A 15,035-nucleotide genomic window follows, 5' to 3' on the forward strand; every position below is an offset into this window, starting at 1 on the left:
AGGCAAGGTCCGAATTGCCTGCTACCAAAGAATCCTCCTATCGTCGGAGTAACAAAAAGCCTCTGTCAGACAAAATTGACAGAGGCTTTTCTATGCACGCATTTCAGTGGTGTCGGGAGTGTATCAATCAAACCGCGCCAGGACCTTCTCCGAGACGGTTTGGCCGATGGATAGCGAAGACGTGGCGGCTGGTGACGGGGCGTTGATGACGTTGATTGCTTTGTCGTTTTCCAGAATGGCGAAGTCGTCGAGCAGACCACCGGTGCGGTCGCAGGCTTGAGCCCGGACGCCCGCGCCCCCGTCTACGAGGTCAGCTTCCTGAATAGCTGGTATCAGCCCCTGCAATGCTTTCGTAAACGCACTTTTCGAGAACGAACGGTACATCTCCCCTAGCCCCGTCTGCCAGTACTTAGCCGCGACTTTCTGGAAGCCAGGCCACGACAGCGTTTCGTAAAACTCCTTCAGGTTGACATCCGACTTGGTGTAGCCTTCGCGCTGAAACGCCAGTACCGCGTTCGGCCCCGCTTCAACACCCCCGTGTACCATACGCGTAAAGTGAACGCCCAGAAACGGAAAGTTCGGGTCAGGGACGGGGTAGATCAGGTTTTTGACGAGGTATTCTTTCTCCGGCTTCAGCTTGAAATATTCCCCACGAAACGGCACAATCCGCACATCGACAGGGTCGCGCTGGGTTAGCTGGGCGATTTTATCGGAGTACAAACCCGCGCAGTTGACGACAAGTTTGGCTTCGTAGCGGTTCTTATCCGTCACGACAACGGTCAGCGTGTTGCCGGGCGTTATCTGCTCGACGCGCTCGGCCAGCCGGATATCGCCACCCAGTTCGCGGAATTTATCGGCGTAGCGTTCCGATACCTGTTTGTAATCGATGATGCCCGTCTGCGGCACGAACATCCCCGCGACGCCGGTTACGTGCGGCTCGATCTCGCGCATCTCGCCAGCCGTCAGTTTTTTCAGCCCACCCAGGCCGTTCTGCTGCCCACGCTGGTAGAGCACGTCGAGTTGGGGCAGTTCTTCCTGCTTCGTCGCGACGACGATTTTGCCGCACAGGTCGTAGGGAATATTTTCGGCGTCGCAGAAGTCGAGCAGCATCCGGTAGCCACGAATGCAATTGGTCGCTTTCAGCGAGCCGGGTTTGTAATACAGGCCGGAATGGATAACGCCGGAGTTATGGCCGGTCTGATGCCGGGCCACGGCGGGTTCTTTGTCGATCAGTAACACGCTCAGCCCAGGCCGCTGCTGTTTGATACGCAGGGCCGTAGCCAGCCCGACGATACCTCCCCCGATAATCAATACGTCTGTCATGGAATCGAAACCCGCCGTTGACTGTAGGACTAGTTTCTGAACCGTAAAGATACGCGATTCTGCTCAGGCAAGCTGACTTTCAATCCAGTCGAGGCCACGGCCGTACAAGGCCTGTGCAAACCGAACCCGGTTGTCGAAGTCAGCGTCGTCGGAATACTGCTTTTCCATGAATTGCCGTACCAGCCGGGCGTTATCTGTCGCCTGTGGCTGCTCGTAGCTGGTTTCGGATTCGGTGCGGTAGGTGGCAAAAGCAGGTGCATCACCTTCAAACTGCTGAAAAAACAGATGGCCTTTGGGCGTTCGGACCGCACAGAGGAGCCCGCAGGCCCGACTTGTCGAGGGAGCCAGGCTGCCCTCCAGCCCGCGTTTCAGCACCATCACCGCATCAAAACCGGCCAGCATCGCCAGTTCCGCCATCTTCATCTGATAGGTGATGTGAAATACCGACGTTACCAGAATACGGGCGTGGCAGGGGTTGAGCAACTTTTCGAGCGTCGCCAGAAACGGTCGCTTGATGATCGTGCGTCGCCGGTCGACCCAGCGGTTCAATGCGGGCGAGAGCGCTTTCTGATCGAGTACCCACCCGTAGCCATCGAGGGGTGTGTCGAGTTCGTGGTTGCTTTGCAGAAATTGAACGCCCAGATGCATGTACAGGTCCAGCGCGTTGAGCGTGAACTTAGGCCCACCCGACCGACCCACAACCGAAACAGCCCCGTACCCGCGTTTCTGCATCTGCTGCGCCAGCAACGGCGTGATGAGGTAGCTGTTTTCGACCCCATCAAATGGTTCAGCGAGCTGCACCAGCGGCCGGTCGGCGCAACTGATCGGGCCGAAGCCGGGCGTAAATGTCCGTTCGGCCGACCGCATCAGGCCGTAATATTCTTCGTTGGTTTCGTGCCGCACCCGCATAATGCTGGCCGCTAGCCCGCGGAATGTTTCGCAGTTACCAGTTCCGAACAGGTAATCGCCCAGTTGCTCGGCTTCGCTAACCTGTAGGTTATGCCCCCGCACCAGTTTGGTTGCGATGGGCAACAGCCCGGCGGGGAGTTCGGGACATACCTTGTTGATAAAAAACGTCTGATGATCGAACGCCCCTTTGCCGATGGCATCTTCCAGCGTTTTTTCCTCCGGCGTTGGCCCTTTGGCAATCAACGCACCCAGAAAAGCCCCGCGTTGCAGAGGGTGCGTAGCTGGATCGATCAGGGCTGCGCGGCACTCAGCCAGCAGGTCGGGCGGGAGCGGTTTACTGCCATATTTACCAATGCCGATGTGTTTGATACCCCGGCCAAGAGCCGTTTGTGTGGGCGAATCAAGAATCAGATTATCAGTCGACATGGTCATGCGAGTAAGCGAGTAGCGAGATAAAAGCAGGCAGTACTGACTACCTACTATTGGTCAGTACCGGGGCGTCTGTCAGCCGGGCTATGTGGTTGTAAGCCACCCAGTCAGGATGCAGGGCTACAACCGCACCGATTACGATAATGGCCGGATTACTTAGTTTCCGGTCCAGCACCGTTTTGACGATCTGATCGGCTGTTGCCAGCGCCACCTGCTCGTCGGGGCGGCTGCCATTTTGAATCACCGCCACCGGTTCATCAGCCCGGCCTGCCTTCGCCAGTAAACCGACAATTTCGGGCAGGTGTTTCATACCCATCAGCACGACCAGCGTCGCGGACGATTGAACCGCCACCGCAATGTCGTTTGACAGCTGATGGTCTTTAGTCGTACCGGTTAGTACCCAGAACGATTCGCTCACCCCCCGGCAGGTCAGCGGGATACCGGCCAGCGCGGGCACGGCGTAACTGCTCGACAAACCGGGCACGACCGCCGTTTCGACGCCACAGTCCTGCGCAAACACCAGCTCTTCAAATCCCCGACCGAAGATGAAGGGGTCGCCCCCTTTCAGCCGCACGACATGACCGTGACTATGGGCGTATTGCACGATCAGGTGGTTGATGTCGGACTGCGCAAATTCGCAGCCCCCCTTCCCCTGCTGCCAAGGCCGTTTACCAACATACACTAACTCAGCCGATGCAGGTGCGAACTGGAGAATATCGGGATGAACGAGCGCATCGTACAAAACAGCATCTGCCGTTTGCAGCGCCTTAACGGCTTTATAGGTAATCAGTTCCGGATCGCCGGGACCCGCACCGATCAGCGTAAGCCTGGGTATTTTTTCCATCGTCTGTCGCCGGTTAGGTATTAATATATACGGTATAGGGCAGAAACTCTGTTCAGTATAATTACTCAGTAAAAATAAGAATTAATTTCTCTATTCTCAGAATTAAGTATAAGTTTACATAGTAAAAGACAAATATTCGTCTGCTTAAACGGACTTTTGCCATATTTTTCTAATTGTTAGTCAAATAATACAATTTAAATTTAGTCAGTAAAACGTGTTCCATTTTTTAACCCGTTGTTTATGAAAAACATTGTGGTCGCCGGCAACGGCATGGTTGGCTATAAGTTCTGCGAAAAACTGCTGGCAAGACATACGGAAGGACTAACTGATGGCGGTCAGTTTTCGCTTACGGTCTTCGGTGAAGAGCCCCGCGCGGCCTATGATCGGGTTCACCTGAGTGCTTATTTTTCCGGCACCTCGGCCGACGCGCTGTCGATGGCTCCGGGCAGCTGGTACGCCGACAACAAGATCGATCTGCGGACGAGTCAGTGCATCACGCACATCGACCGGGAGGCCAAAACCGTCACGACGCACACGGGTACGGTTGTGCCCTACGATACGCTGGTGATGGCAACCGGTTCGGCCCCGTTTGTGCCGCCGGTACCGGGCGTGCAGAAAGACGGCATTTTCGTCTACCGCACCATCGAAGACCTCGAAGCCATGATGGCCTGGGGCAAACGGGCAACGCGGGCCGTAGTAATCGGTGGTGGGCTGTTGGGGCTGGAAGCGGCCAAAGCAGCGCTCGACATGGGCCTGGAAACGCACGTAGTCGAGTTTGCGCCCCGCCTGATGCCCCGGCAACTCGACACGGCCGGTGCCGACATGCTCCGGCAGAAGATGGAAGAACTCGGCATCCGTATTCACCTGAGCAAAAACACGGCGGAGTTTGAAGGCTACGACCGCGTAACGGGCCTGCGCTTCGCCGACGGGTCGGTGCTGGAAACGGATATGGTCGTGATCTCGGCGGGTATCAAACCCCGCGACGAACTGGCCCGGCAAAGCGGCCTGACGGTGGGGCCGCGCGGTGGCATTCTGGTCAACGACCTGCTGCAAACCTCCGACCCCGACATTTATGCCATCGGCGAGTGTGCCCTGCACAACAGCATGATCTACGGCCTGGTAGCACCCGGCTACGACATGGCCGACATCGTGGCGACACAGATCGTCAGTGGTGGAGCAGGCAAGACGTTTATGGGCTTCGATATGTCGACCAAGCTGAAGCTGATCGGCGTCGACGTCGCGAGTTTCGGCGATCCGTTCTGCGAGCAGATTCCGCACCGCACCATCGTCTGGGAAGACCGGCTGGCAGGCGTCTACAAGCGGCTGAACATTACCGAAGATGGTAAGCATTTGCTGGGCGGAATTCTGGTCGGCGACGCGGAAGCGTATAACATGCTGCTGCAAACGAGCAAAAACCGGATGGTGCTGCCGCCGACGCCCGAAGACATGCTGCTGCCCGCCCGCAAGGGTGAAGCCGCATCAGCGGGTGCGGGCGTGATGGCCCTGCCCGACGAAGCCGTCGTTTGTTCCTGCGAAGCGATCTCGAAAGGCACGATCTGCTCGGCCGTGACTGAGAAAGACGCGACCGACATTCTGGCGATCAAGAAATGCACGAAAGCCGGAACGGGTTGCGGGGGCTGCGTACCGATGCTCAACGACCTCATTACCGAAACGCTCAAGGCGCAGGGTAAGATCGTGCGGAAGGTGCTGTGCGAACACTTCGACCTCACCCGGCAGGAGCTGTACGATCTGGTGCGGATCAACAAACAGACATCCTACGGCGACGTACTGGCGCAGTACGGTAAAGGGTGCGGCTGTGAAGTCTGCAAACCGGCTGTCGCGTCGATTCTGGCGAGCGTTCATAACCAGCTGATTGCCAAGCAGGCCGTTATTCAGGATACCAACGACAAGTACCTGGCCAATATTCAGCGGGGCGGTACCTACTCGGTGATGCCGCGTATTGCCGGGGGCGAAATCACCGCCGACAAACTGATCGTGCTGGGCGAAGTCGCCAAGAAATACGATCTGTACTGCAAGATTACCGGCGGTCAGCGCATTGACCTGTTCGGTGCCCGCGTCGATCAGTTGCCCTACATCTGGGAAGAACTGACCGACGCCGGTTTCGAGAGCGGCCACGCTTATGGCAAGTCGCTTAGAACGGTGAAAAGCTGCGTCGGCTCGACCTGGTGCCGCTACGGGGTGCAGGATTCGGTAGCCTTTGCCGTTGACCTCGAAAACCGCTACAAAGGGCTGCGCTCTCCGCACAAGCTGAAAAGTGGGGTGTCGGGTTGCGCCCGTGAATGCGCCGAAGCACAGAGCAAAGACTTCGGCATCATCGCGACCGACAAAGGCTGGAACCTGTACGTCTGCGGCAACGGGGGCGTAACACCCCGGCACGCGCAGCTGCTGGCCACCGACATCGACCGCGAGACGTGCATCCGCTACCTCGACCGCTTCCTGATGTTCTACGTCAAGACCGCCGAGCCGCTGCAACGCACCGCCCCCTGGCTCGAAAAGCTGGAAGGTGGCATGGCGTACCTGAAAAGCGTGGTGATCGACGATGTGCTGGGCATGAACGAGCAGTTCGAGCAGGAAATGCAGCACGTTGTCGACACGTACCAGTGCGAATGGAAATCGGTCGTGGACGACGAAGACCTGCGTAGTCAATATCAGCACTTCGTCAATGCCAGCGACACCGACGAGACGTTGGCTTTCGTGTCGAATGGTCGCGGACAGAAGCAACCGGCCCAGTGGTAACCCTTATTTTCCCAGCCTTATGACAACCGAATTTGAAACACCAGAAACCGTAAGCTGGCACGTAGCGGCTCCGGTCAGCGCGTTCCCCGCCGATGGGGGTGCCTGCGTGAAGATCGACGGTCGGCAGATTGCCGTCTTCAACTTCAGCCACACCGGCGAGTGGTATGCCTGCCAGAATATGTGCCCCCACAAAATGCAGATGATCCTGTCGCGGGGGCTGATCGGCGATCAGCAGGGCGAACCAAAAGTGGCCTGCCCGTACCACAAAAAGACGTTCTCGCTCTGCACGGGCGAAAACCTCAACGGCGACAGCTACCGCATCGAGACCTACCCCGTCCGGGTCGACGCGGGTATGGTGTACGTCGGTTTGTAACGAATCGGGCGGCTCCTCACGGGGTCGCCCGGTCTTTTTTCCGCCGGTGCCGCAACCGGAAACAAGTCAGTTCTCGCTATCCCAATCGATTCATTATGGTTACGACGCAGTTCACCCAACGGTACATGCTGGCCCTATTGGTGGTAGCCGGTCTGACTATTTTTGGCCAGGTGCTGGTGCACCGCCAGCTCGATCAGCAAACCAGCGATTCGTACGTCGTCAACTACGCGGGTCGGCAGCGGTATCAGAGTCAGCAGATCGTGAAAGATGCACTGCTGATGACCGGTCAGGCTATACCCGCCAGTTCGTTGCAGGCGCTGGCCCACCTGCAACGGCAGGTGCTGGCCCGCTGGGAACGGTACCATACCGAACTGATGAGCGGGCAACTGACAGACCTGGGTTTGACGGTGTCCAACAGCGACCGCGTTCAAACGTTGTTCCGGCAAATTGATCCGGATTTCCGGACCATCCGGGATCAGGCCCACCGCCTGCTCGACCTGACCAGTCGCCCCGTACGCGACAGAGCGGCCGAACAGGCGACTCTACAGACGATGCTGACCCACGACACTTTGTTTCTGGCCCGCATGGACGCCATTGTACGGCAGTATAGCCGCGAAGCAACCGACAAAGTTGAACGGCTGCGTACCATCGAAAACTGGCTGCTGTTCGTCACTTTATTCGTACTGGTACTTGAAGCCCTGCTGATCTTTATGCCAGCCGTGCAGATGATTCGCCAGGCAGTCGATCAGCTAACAGCAGCCCAACAAAAGACCGAACGGGCCAATGAAGCCCTGCAACACACGAATCAATCGCTGAAACTGACGCAGCAACAACTCCTGCGCGAAACGTCTCTTCGCCATAAACGGCAGCTTGCCGAGCAGCGGATGCGGCTATCGGCGGTAGTGCAGGGGCAGGAAGATGAACGTCGGCGGCTGTCGCGTGAACTGCACGACGGCATCGGGCAGATGCTGACCGGGGCCAAGCTACTCTCCGAAAACATCCGCTCCGTCGATCAGCTGAAACCCGCCGATCAAACCAATTTCGGCAAGCTAAGAACGTTGCTGATCCGTATTATTCAGGAAACCCGGCACTCATCAAACAACCTGATGCCGCCCGTACTGAGCGATTTTGGTCTGCTGGCGGCCCTGCGCCAACTGACAGAAAGCCAACGTGAGCAGACAGGCACGAACGTAGTTTTCCAGTCGAAACTAATCGACGCCCGGCGGAGCGACATACGCTTCAATCCGGCCGTTGAGATTGGCCTGTACCGCATTGCGCAGGAAGCGGTCAACAATGCCGCCAAACACGCCGGGGCCAGCCGGGTAACGATCAGCCTGAACCGGCGCGCCGATCAATTGCAGCTCTGCATCAGCGACGACGGCTGCGGCTTTCATTACCCGACCCCCGTAAGCACCAGCCGTTCGCAGGGATTACACAACATGCGGGAGCGATCACAACTGCTGGATGGTACGTTTCGGCTGGTTACTCAACCGCAGGCAGGTACGGTAATTCAGGTGAGTATTCCCGTAAGTGTGGCCGACCACGCGGCAATGCACTCTATATCATCGATTTGCTGAAAATACGGTACATTTATCAAAGAGGATTTTTTCCAGAAAAAACCAAATTATTTAAACTAATTATAGCAATTTATCAGAATTTAGTATGGTTTTACATAAAAAAGCAGGCAATACATTTTGTCAATAAGAATTTATACCTACTTTTATTCTGTCGTTAACGATATAAATACTCAGTAATACTACTCAGACCAGATAAACGGGCACTTGCCGCTGAGTCAGTATAAAAACTACCGGTTCACCTACGCATCAGCGTGTCTGACGAATGGCGGTTTGCCAGACAAAAAAACCCCGGCAGGATGGCGGTCCGGTCGGGGCAAACGGTTCAAAATATCTTGTGTTCCACTTCAAACCATGTCAAATGTATGAAATTATTCATACGTAGCAAAACTATTCTAAGTTTTTGCGGCCTGGTGGTTCTCACAGCACCCACCGTAACTGCCCAATTTACATTCAGTGGCCAACTCCGCACCCGGACGGAATACCGGAACGGACAGGGCACACTGCTCAGGGAAGGCGATAGTCCGGCCTTTTTCACCTCACAACGCACCCGCATCAGCGCGGGTTATTCAGGCTATCGGATCAAGGCGTTCGCCACCGTGCAGGACGTGCGCGTTTGGGGACAGGATGCATCGACCATCAACCGAACGACCAACGCCGATCTGAACGGCCTGATGCTCCACGAGGCCTGGGGCGAGGTCAGCCTGCTGGACACCAACCAAACCAAGCTCGGCAAGGAGTTCGCCCTTAAAGTCGGGCGTCAGGAACTGGTCTACGACGATGTGCGGCTGCTGGGCAACCTCGACTGGCTCCAGCAGGGTCGTCGGCACGACATGGCGCTGCTGAAATGGGGCAACAACGGCTGGATGCTCCACGGCGGGGTTGCCTACAACCAGAACCGCGAAATGAAGGCGGGGACGGTGTATAATGGCGTCCCGACTACGTACTCGGCGGGAACCAACGGTATCGGTACCGATTACAAGTCGCTTCAGTTCGTGTATCTGGGTCGTAAGTTTTTCGCGGGCAACTTCTCGCTGCTAGCGATTAAGGACGATTTCAGCCAGTACACCACGACACCCGCCAGCGGCACGGTAGCGGCCACGACGACCTACTCCGACGCTACGTGGAGCCGGGTGACGGCCGGGGCTTATGTCAACGCGCAGTTCAAAAAGCTGGGTGTGAAAGCCGAAGCCTACTACCAGGGCGGTAAGTACCGCGATGGTCGGGATCTGAGCGCGACGTTCTATTCGCTGGTGCTGTCATACGCCACCAGCCGCCGGACAACGCTGCTCGGTGGGATCGACCACAGCAGCGGCAACGACCCCAGCAACACGACCGGCACGAGTCACCGCTTCGACCCGCTCTACGGCACCCCGCACAAGCACTGGGGCTACATGGATTACTTCTACGTCGCCGATGGCTTCGGCACGGGTGGCCTGTCGGACCTGTACCTGAAACTGCGCTACAAACCCCTCGACCGCTTCACGCTGAGCTTCGACGCGCACCAGTTTACGAGCACCAACCCGATTATGGGGCTGGATAAAGTGGAGATGAACAAGCCATCCTTCGGACAGGAATACGACCTCATCGGGCAGTACGCCGTAACGAAGCAGATCGGACTGGAAGGCGGCTACTGTATGTTCAACGCCACCGACGCTCTGGCCGCTGCCAAGAGCGTAGCGACTCCGAAGAAAACAGCTACCTGGGCGTACCTGATGGTCAACCTGCGGTTCTAACCCATTTCGTAACTACCTGACACTATGAAAAAATCAACTATACAGTTTCTGCTTTCCTCACTGGCGGTCGTTGCCACGGCGATTGGGTTCATGGCCTTCGCGCCCAAAGAAGAGGAACCAATCAAGATCGGGTTTATTCCCCTCACCGACTGCGCGCCGATTGTGATGGCGAAAGAACTGGGCCTCTACGAGAAGTACGGCGTCAACGTACAACTCAGCAAGGAAGCGTCGTGGGCTAACGTCCGCGACAAGATTCTGACCGGCGAACTGAGCGCGGCTCACTGCCTGTATTCGATGCCGCTGTCGGTCTACACCGGGATCGGTGGCAAAGCGGGATCGGAGATGTTTATCGCCATGATGCTCGACAACAATGGGCAGGCCATTGCTCTCTCGAATGATTTCTGCGGCAAGCTGGGCTTCCGGCAAACCAACAAGGTTGCGGCAGCGGTCAACGCCAAGCTGAAAGCCGAGAAAGAAGTGACCTTCGCCATCACCTTCCCCGGCGGTACGCACGACCTCTGGATGCGTAACTGGCTGGCAGCAGCGGGCGTCGATCAGAAGAAAGTAAAGATCATCACGATTCCCCCACCGCAGATGGTCGCTAACATGAAAGTCGGCAATATGGACGGCTTCTGCGTGGGCGAACCCTGGCCGGGTGTGGCGGTGAAGCAGGGCGTTGGTTTCACCGAAATCACGACGCAGGATATCTGGAAGCATCACCCCGAAAAGGCGCTGGTCGCCAACAAGGAATTTGCAACCAAAGACCGCGAGAAGCTGAAGAAGGTGATGATGGCGGTGCTGGAAGCGTGTAAGTGGCTCGACAACGCGGCCAACCGCAAGAAAGCCGCAGCGACAATTGGCCGTGGTCCGTTCGTCAACGCACCCGCCGACGTGATCGAGAACCGTATGAGCGGCACCTACGATCTGGGCTGCAATCAGGGTCAGGAAATCTACGGCGACGACATGATGCAGTTCTTCCGGGGCGGTCAGGTCAACTACCCCCGCAAGTCGCACGCAATCTGGGCACTGGCGCAGTATGTCCGCTTCGACTACCTGAAAACGCCCCCCGACTACAAAGCCATCGCTGATAAGCTGGTGTTGCAGGACCTCTACAAAGAAGTAGCGACGAAGATGGGCGTCAAGATTCCGAACGACGACATGAAGCCTTTCTCACTGACGATTGACAAAACCACGTTCGACCCTAATAACCCATCGGGCTATCTGGCGAAGAAATAAGCGATACTGATTACAAGCATTCAACCTAAAACAGGCCGGTTTCGGCAACGGAATTGGCCCACACAACCAAATGGAAGCAGTAAGCAATCAGGCAGCTATCGCGCTGGACGAAGCGCCCAAATCGGCCATCAGCGACCGGATGTCGTCGCTGGCGGATTCGCTGAAATCGTCGCTGGCATCGCTGGGCTTTGCCGCCCTCGGTATGCTCACCCTGGTGGGTATCTGGTGGCTGGTGAGCATCGTCACGAAAAACGAAATCCCAACCCCGGCGGCTACGTGGGAGGTGTTCAAAACACTGCTCGAAGACCCGTTCTACGACGCGGGCCCGAACGACAAGGGCATCGGCCTGCAACTGTGGAGTTCGATTGTGCGGGTGTTTACCGGCTTCGGGCTGGGTTCGCTAGTCGCGATTCCGCTGGGACTGCTGCTGGGCGCCAACGACTTCTGCCGCAAGGTGTTCTATCCCATCATTCAGATTCTGAAGCCGGTATCGCCACTGGCGTGGTTCCCCATCGGGCTGATGTCGTTTCAGTCGGCGGAGAAAGCAACGATCTTCATCATTTTCATTACCTCGCTCTGGCCAACGCTGATCAACACGGCCTTTGGCGTCGCGTCGCTGCCGCAGGATCACAAGAACGTCGCAAAGGTGTTCGGCTTCTCGACATGGCAGTACATCACCAAAATTCTCCTGCCGTTCAGCCTGCCCCACATCATCACGGGGCTGCGGCTGTCGATTGGCGTGGCGTGGCTGGTAATCGTCGCGGGCGAGATGCTGTCGGGCGGAGTCGGTATCGGCTTCTTCGTCTGGGATAGCTGGAACGCCCTGAGCCTGGAAAAAGTCATCTCGGCCATCCTCATCATCGGTATCGTGGGCCTGCTCCTCGACCGGGTCTTCACCGCCATCGAAAACAAGGTGTCATACGCAAAATGAGTTCGTAGTTGGTGGTTTGTGCCGGGCCGCCGGGCGGTTCGTAGTTGCTGGCGCAAGCTTTTGTTGCCGGAGGAACTACAAACCACGAACTACTAACTACAAACCAAAAACTGAACCCATGTCTCAGATACAACTCACTAACGTCGAAATAGCCTTCACGGGCGCGAAGGGGCGATTCGTGGCGGTTCGCAACGTCAACCTGACCATACAGAAAGGCGAGATCGTCGCGATTATCGGCCACTCAGGCTGCGGTAAGTCGACTATCCTCAACGCCATCGCCGGGATGAACAAAATCACCGGTGGCGAACTGCTTATCAACGGCCAACCCGTCAAAGGGCCCGGTCCTGACCGGGGCATGGTGTTCCAGCATTATTCGTTACTACCGTGGATGTCGGTTGAACGCAACATCCGCGTGGCCGTCGACTCAGTCCTGAAAGACAAGTCGTCGGACGAGAAGGCCGAGATCGTGCAGTACTTTCTGAAGGCGGTGAACCTCGAACAGCACCGCAACAAGCTGCCGAGCGAAATATCGGGCGGGATGAAGCAGCGGACGGCCATTGCCCGCGCCTTTGCCATCAACCCCGAAATTCTGCTGCTTGATGAGCCATTCGGTGCCCTCGACGCGCTGACAAAGGCCGATATGCACGTCGAGCTGCTGCGGCTCTGGAACCTCGACAACCGGCAGAAAACCATCATCATGATTACGCACGACATCGAAGAAGCCATCTTCCTCGCCGACCGCATCGTGGTGATGACCGACGGTCCGTTGGCTACCATCCGCGAAATCGAGAACGTCACGATTGAACGGCCCCGGCACAAGAAAGACGTGGCTCACTCACCCGTCTACAACCAAATTCGCGACCGTATGCTCGACCTGCTGGTCGACAAAATGTCGATTGCTGACTAAACCTCACGGCAGCGGCCGACCGTCACAACCTCTCACCGTAACTCATTCCCATTTACCAATACCCGTAGTACGCATGAACAAAGTAGAAATGACCGAAGCGATCGTGGTTGCCAAAGCCGCGAAAGGTGTGCAGTGGCAGGAGATAGCGGCCGTGATTGGCCGGTCGGATGTGTGGACCACCTCGGCCTGTCTGGGGCAGAACACCATGTCGGCGGAGGAAGCACAGCAGGTCTGCGATTTTCTGGGGCTAGGCCCGGAGGTTGTTACGGCCTTGCAGGTATTCCCGACCAAAGGCTTCGGCCCGACCATCCCGACCGATCCGCTGCTGTACCGGTTCTTCGAAATCTGCTTCGTCTATGGCCCTACGATCAAGGAGATCATCAACGAAAAAGTGGGCGACGGTATCATGAGCGCCATCGACTTTACGATGGACATCGACAAGGTGGAAGACCCCAAAGGCGACCGCGTCAAGATCGTGATGAACGGCAAATTCCTCGGCTACAAAAAGTGGTAATCGCATAATCAATTTCTTTCTATAAAACGGCTGTACTCATGACGACCGGCAAGTTAACCAGGCTCAATATCTTCTCAGCATCGGGGATTCAGATGCGCACGTTCCACATCACGTGGATGACGTTTTTCGTTTGTTTCTTCGGCTGGTTCGGCATTGCCCCGCTGATGCCCATCATCCGTGAAGACCTGCACCTGACCAAACCGCAGATCGGTAACGCGATCATCGCGGCCGTGTCGATCACGGTGTTTGCGCGGCTGATCGTCGGGCGGTTATGCGACACGCTCGGCCCCCGGATTACGTACACGGCCCTGCTAATTCTGGGATCGATTCCCGTGCTGGGCATCGGGCTGGCGCATAGCTACGAGTCGTTTCTGTGGTTCCGGCTGGCGATTGGCGTTATCGGCGCGTCGTTCGTCATTACGCAGTTCCACACCTCATCCATGTTTGCCGACAACATCAAAGGCACGGCCAACGCTGTAGCCGGTGGTTGGGGTAACCTCGGCGGGGGCGTCACGAACATGGTGATGCCGCTGATCTTGGGCGCGTTCGTCGCGGCAGGCTACACCAAGCCCGAAGCGTGGCGGCTGGCGATGCTGGTACCGGGCGTAATGCTGCTGGTAATGGCGTTTGTGTATTACCGCTTCACGAAAGACACGCCGGAGGGCAACTATTCGGAGATCAACCGCGCCAAAACCCCGGACGCCAATCCGGTTAGCTTTGGTAAAGCCGCTGCCGACTGGCGCGTGTGGGCTTTGTTTCTGGCCTATGGTGCCTGCTTCGGTATCGAAATCACCTTCGACGGTGTGGCCGCGCTCTACTTCACCGACACCTTCAAACTTGATCTGGCAACGGCGGGTCTGTTGGCGGGTGTGTTTGGCTTTATGAACATTTTCGCCCGTGCGCTCGGCGGTATCGTCGCCGACAAAGTAGGCGCGAAATACGGCATGCGCGGTAAGGGCATTCTGCTGGCAACCATGCTGCTGCTCGAAGGACTGGGTATCATGCTGTTTTCCCAAATGCCCAGCGTCGCGCTGGCAGTAGCGGTAATGCTGGGTTTCGCGATGTTCCTGAAAATGGCCAACGGAGCGACCTACGCCATCGTACCGTTCGTGAACAAGCGGGCGGTAGGTGCTGTCAGCGGTATCGTTGGGGCGGGTGGTAACGTCGGCGGGGTGCTGGCGGGCTTCCTGTTCAAGTCGGAAAGTATCAGCTACGGACAAGCGTTTCTGTACATCGGTATTGCCGTGGCCGTCGTCGCGATGATTATCGCCGTGACGCGCTTCGAGAAAAAGCCGGTGGAGGAATCGGTCGTTGAGTTTGCATAAATCCAAACCGGAAACGGGTGGAAGGGGACAGCATGGGTCGGGCTAGTAACGCCTTTCCTGCGCTGCCCCTTCCACCCGTTCATCCGCTCTCCCTTATACACTTTTTTGTTGGTTTATTTTACCCCCAACCCCCTGAAGGGGCTTTACTCACTCGGCGGTGAAGCCCCCTTCAGGGGG

At 56.9% G+C, this 15,035-nt stretch carries 12 protein-coding genes; 9 read left to right on the forward strand and 3 right to left on the reverse strand.

What is annotated here, in order from left to right:
* Positions 1-123 precede the first annotated feature (123 nt).
* The 3 genes from lhgO to cobA form a co-directional block, all read right to left on the reverse strand.
* Positions 124-1,323, reverse strand: coding sequence for an L-2-hydroxyglutarate oxidase (lhgO, locus tag HH216_RS04540; RefSeq protein ID WP_169549715.1), 1,200 nt, complete (start codon positions 1,321-1,323; stop codon positions 124-126).
* Positions 1,324-1,386: 63 nt separating this feature from the next.
* A complete protein-coding gene (locus tag HH216_RS04545; RefSeq protein ID WP_254448683.1) occupies positions 1,387-2,658 on the reverse strand; it encodes an anthranilate phosphoribosyltransferase in 1,272 nt (423 codons plus the stop codon).
* A gap of 46 nt (positions 2,659-2,704) precedes the next feature.
* On the reverse strand, positions 2,705-3,505 hold the full coding sequence (cobA, locus tag HH216_RS04550; RefSeq protein WP_169549716.1) for a uroporphyrinogen-III C-methyltransferase: 801 nt from the start codon (positions 3,503-3,505) through the stop codon (positions 2,705-2,707).
* A 240-nt stretch (positions 3,506-3,745) separates the two neighbouring features.
* On the opposite strand from cobA, the gene nirB reads away from it, so the two are divergent.
* From nirB to HH216_RS04595, 9 genes are all read left to right on the forward strand, one after another.
* On the forward strand, positions 3,746-6,262 hold the full coding sequence (nirB, locus tag HH216_RS04555) for a nitrite reductase large subunit NirB (protein WP_169549717.1): 2,517 nt from the start codon (positions 3,746-3,748) through the stop codon (positions 6,260-6,262).
* Positions 6,263-6,281: 19 nt separating this feature from the next.
* The gene (gene nirD / locus HH216_RS04560; protein WP_169549718.1) at positions 6,282-6,635 is read left to right on the forward strand and encodes a nitrite reductase small subunit NirD; all 354 of its coding nucleotides are present in this window, start codon (positions 6,282-6,284) and stop codon (positions 6,633-6,635) included.
* Positions 6,636-6,730: 95 nt separating this feature from the next.
* Positions 6,731-8,212 (forward strand): sensor histidine kinase, encoded by a 1,482-nt coding sequence (locus tag HH216_RS04565; RefSeq protein ID WP_169549719.1) that lies wholly within the window; start codon positions 6,731-6,733, stop codon positions 8,210-8,212.
* Positions 8,213-8,574: 362 nt separating this feature from the next.
* Positions 8,575-9,945, forward strand: coding sequence for an alginate export family protein (locus HH216_RS04570; protein ID WP_169549720.1), 1,371 nt, complete (start codon positions 8,575-8,577; stop codon positions 9,943-9,945).
* Between the two features lie 24 nt (positions 9,946-9,969).
* Entirely contained in the window at positions 9,970-11,181 is a 1,212-nt protein-coding gene (locus tag HH216_RS04575; RefSeq protein WP_169549721.1) for a CmpA/NrtA family ABC transporter substrate-binding protein, read from the forward strand.
* A 70-nt stretch (positions 11,182-11,251) separates the two neighbouring features.
* On the forward strand, positions 11,252-12,112 hold the full coding sequence (gene ntrB / locus HH216_RS04580) for a nitrate ABC transporter permease (protein ID WP_169549722.1): 861 nt from the start codon (positions 11,252-11,254) through the stop codon (positions 12,110-12,112).
* A gap of 118 nt (positions 12,113-12,230) precedes the next feature.
* The gene (locus HH216_RS04585; protein WP_169549723.1) at positions 12,231-13,019 is read left to right on the forward strand and encodes an ABC transporter ATP-binding protein; all 789 of its coding nucleotides are present in this window, start codon (positions 12,231-12,233) and stop codon (positions 13,017-13,019) included.
* 73 nt (positions 13,020-13,092) lie between these two features.
* Positions 13,093-13,533: a cyanase gene (gene cynS, locus HH216_RS04590; protein ID WP_169549724.1), complete on the forward strand. Its 441-nt coding sequence runs from the start codon at positions 13,093-13,095 to the stop codon at positions 13,531-13,533.
* Between the two features lie 38 nt (positions 13,534-13,571).
* Positions 13,572-14,858, forward strand: coding sequence for an MFS transporter (locus tag HH216_RS04595; RefSeq protein WP_169549725.1), 1,287 nt, complete (start codon positions 13,572-13,574; stop codon positions 14,856-14,858).
* Positions 14,859-15,035 lie beyond the last annotated feature (177 nt).

The sequence above is a fragment of the Spirosoma rhododendri genome (assembly GCF_012849055.1).
GTDB classification, from domain to species: domain Bacteria; phylum Bacteroidota; class Bacteroidia; order Cytophagales; family Spirosomataceae; genus Spirosoma; species Spirosoma rhododendri.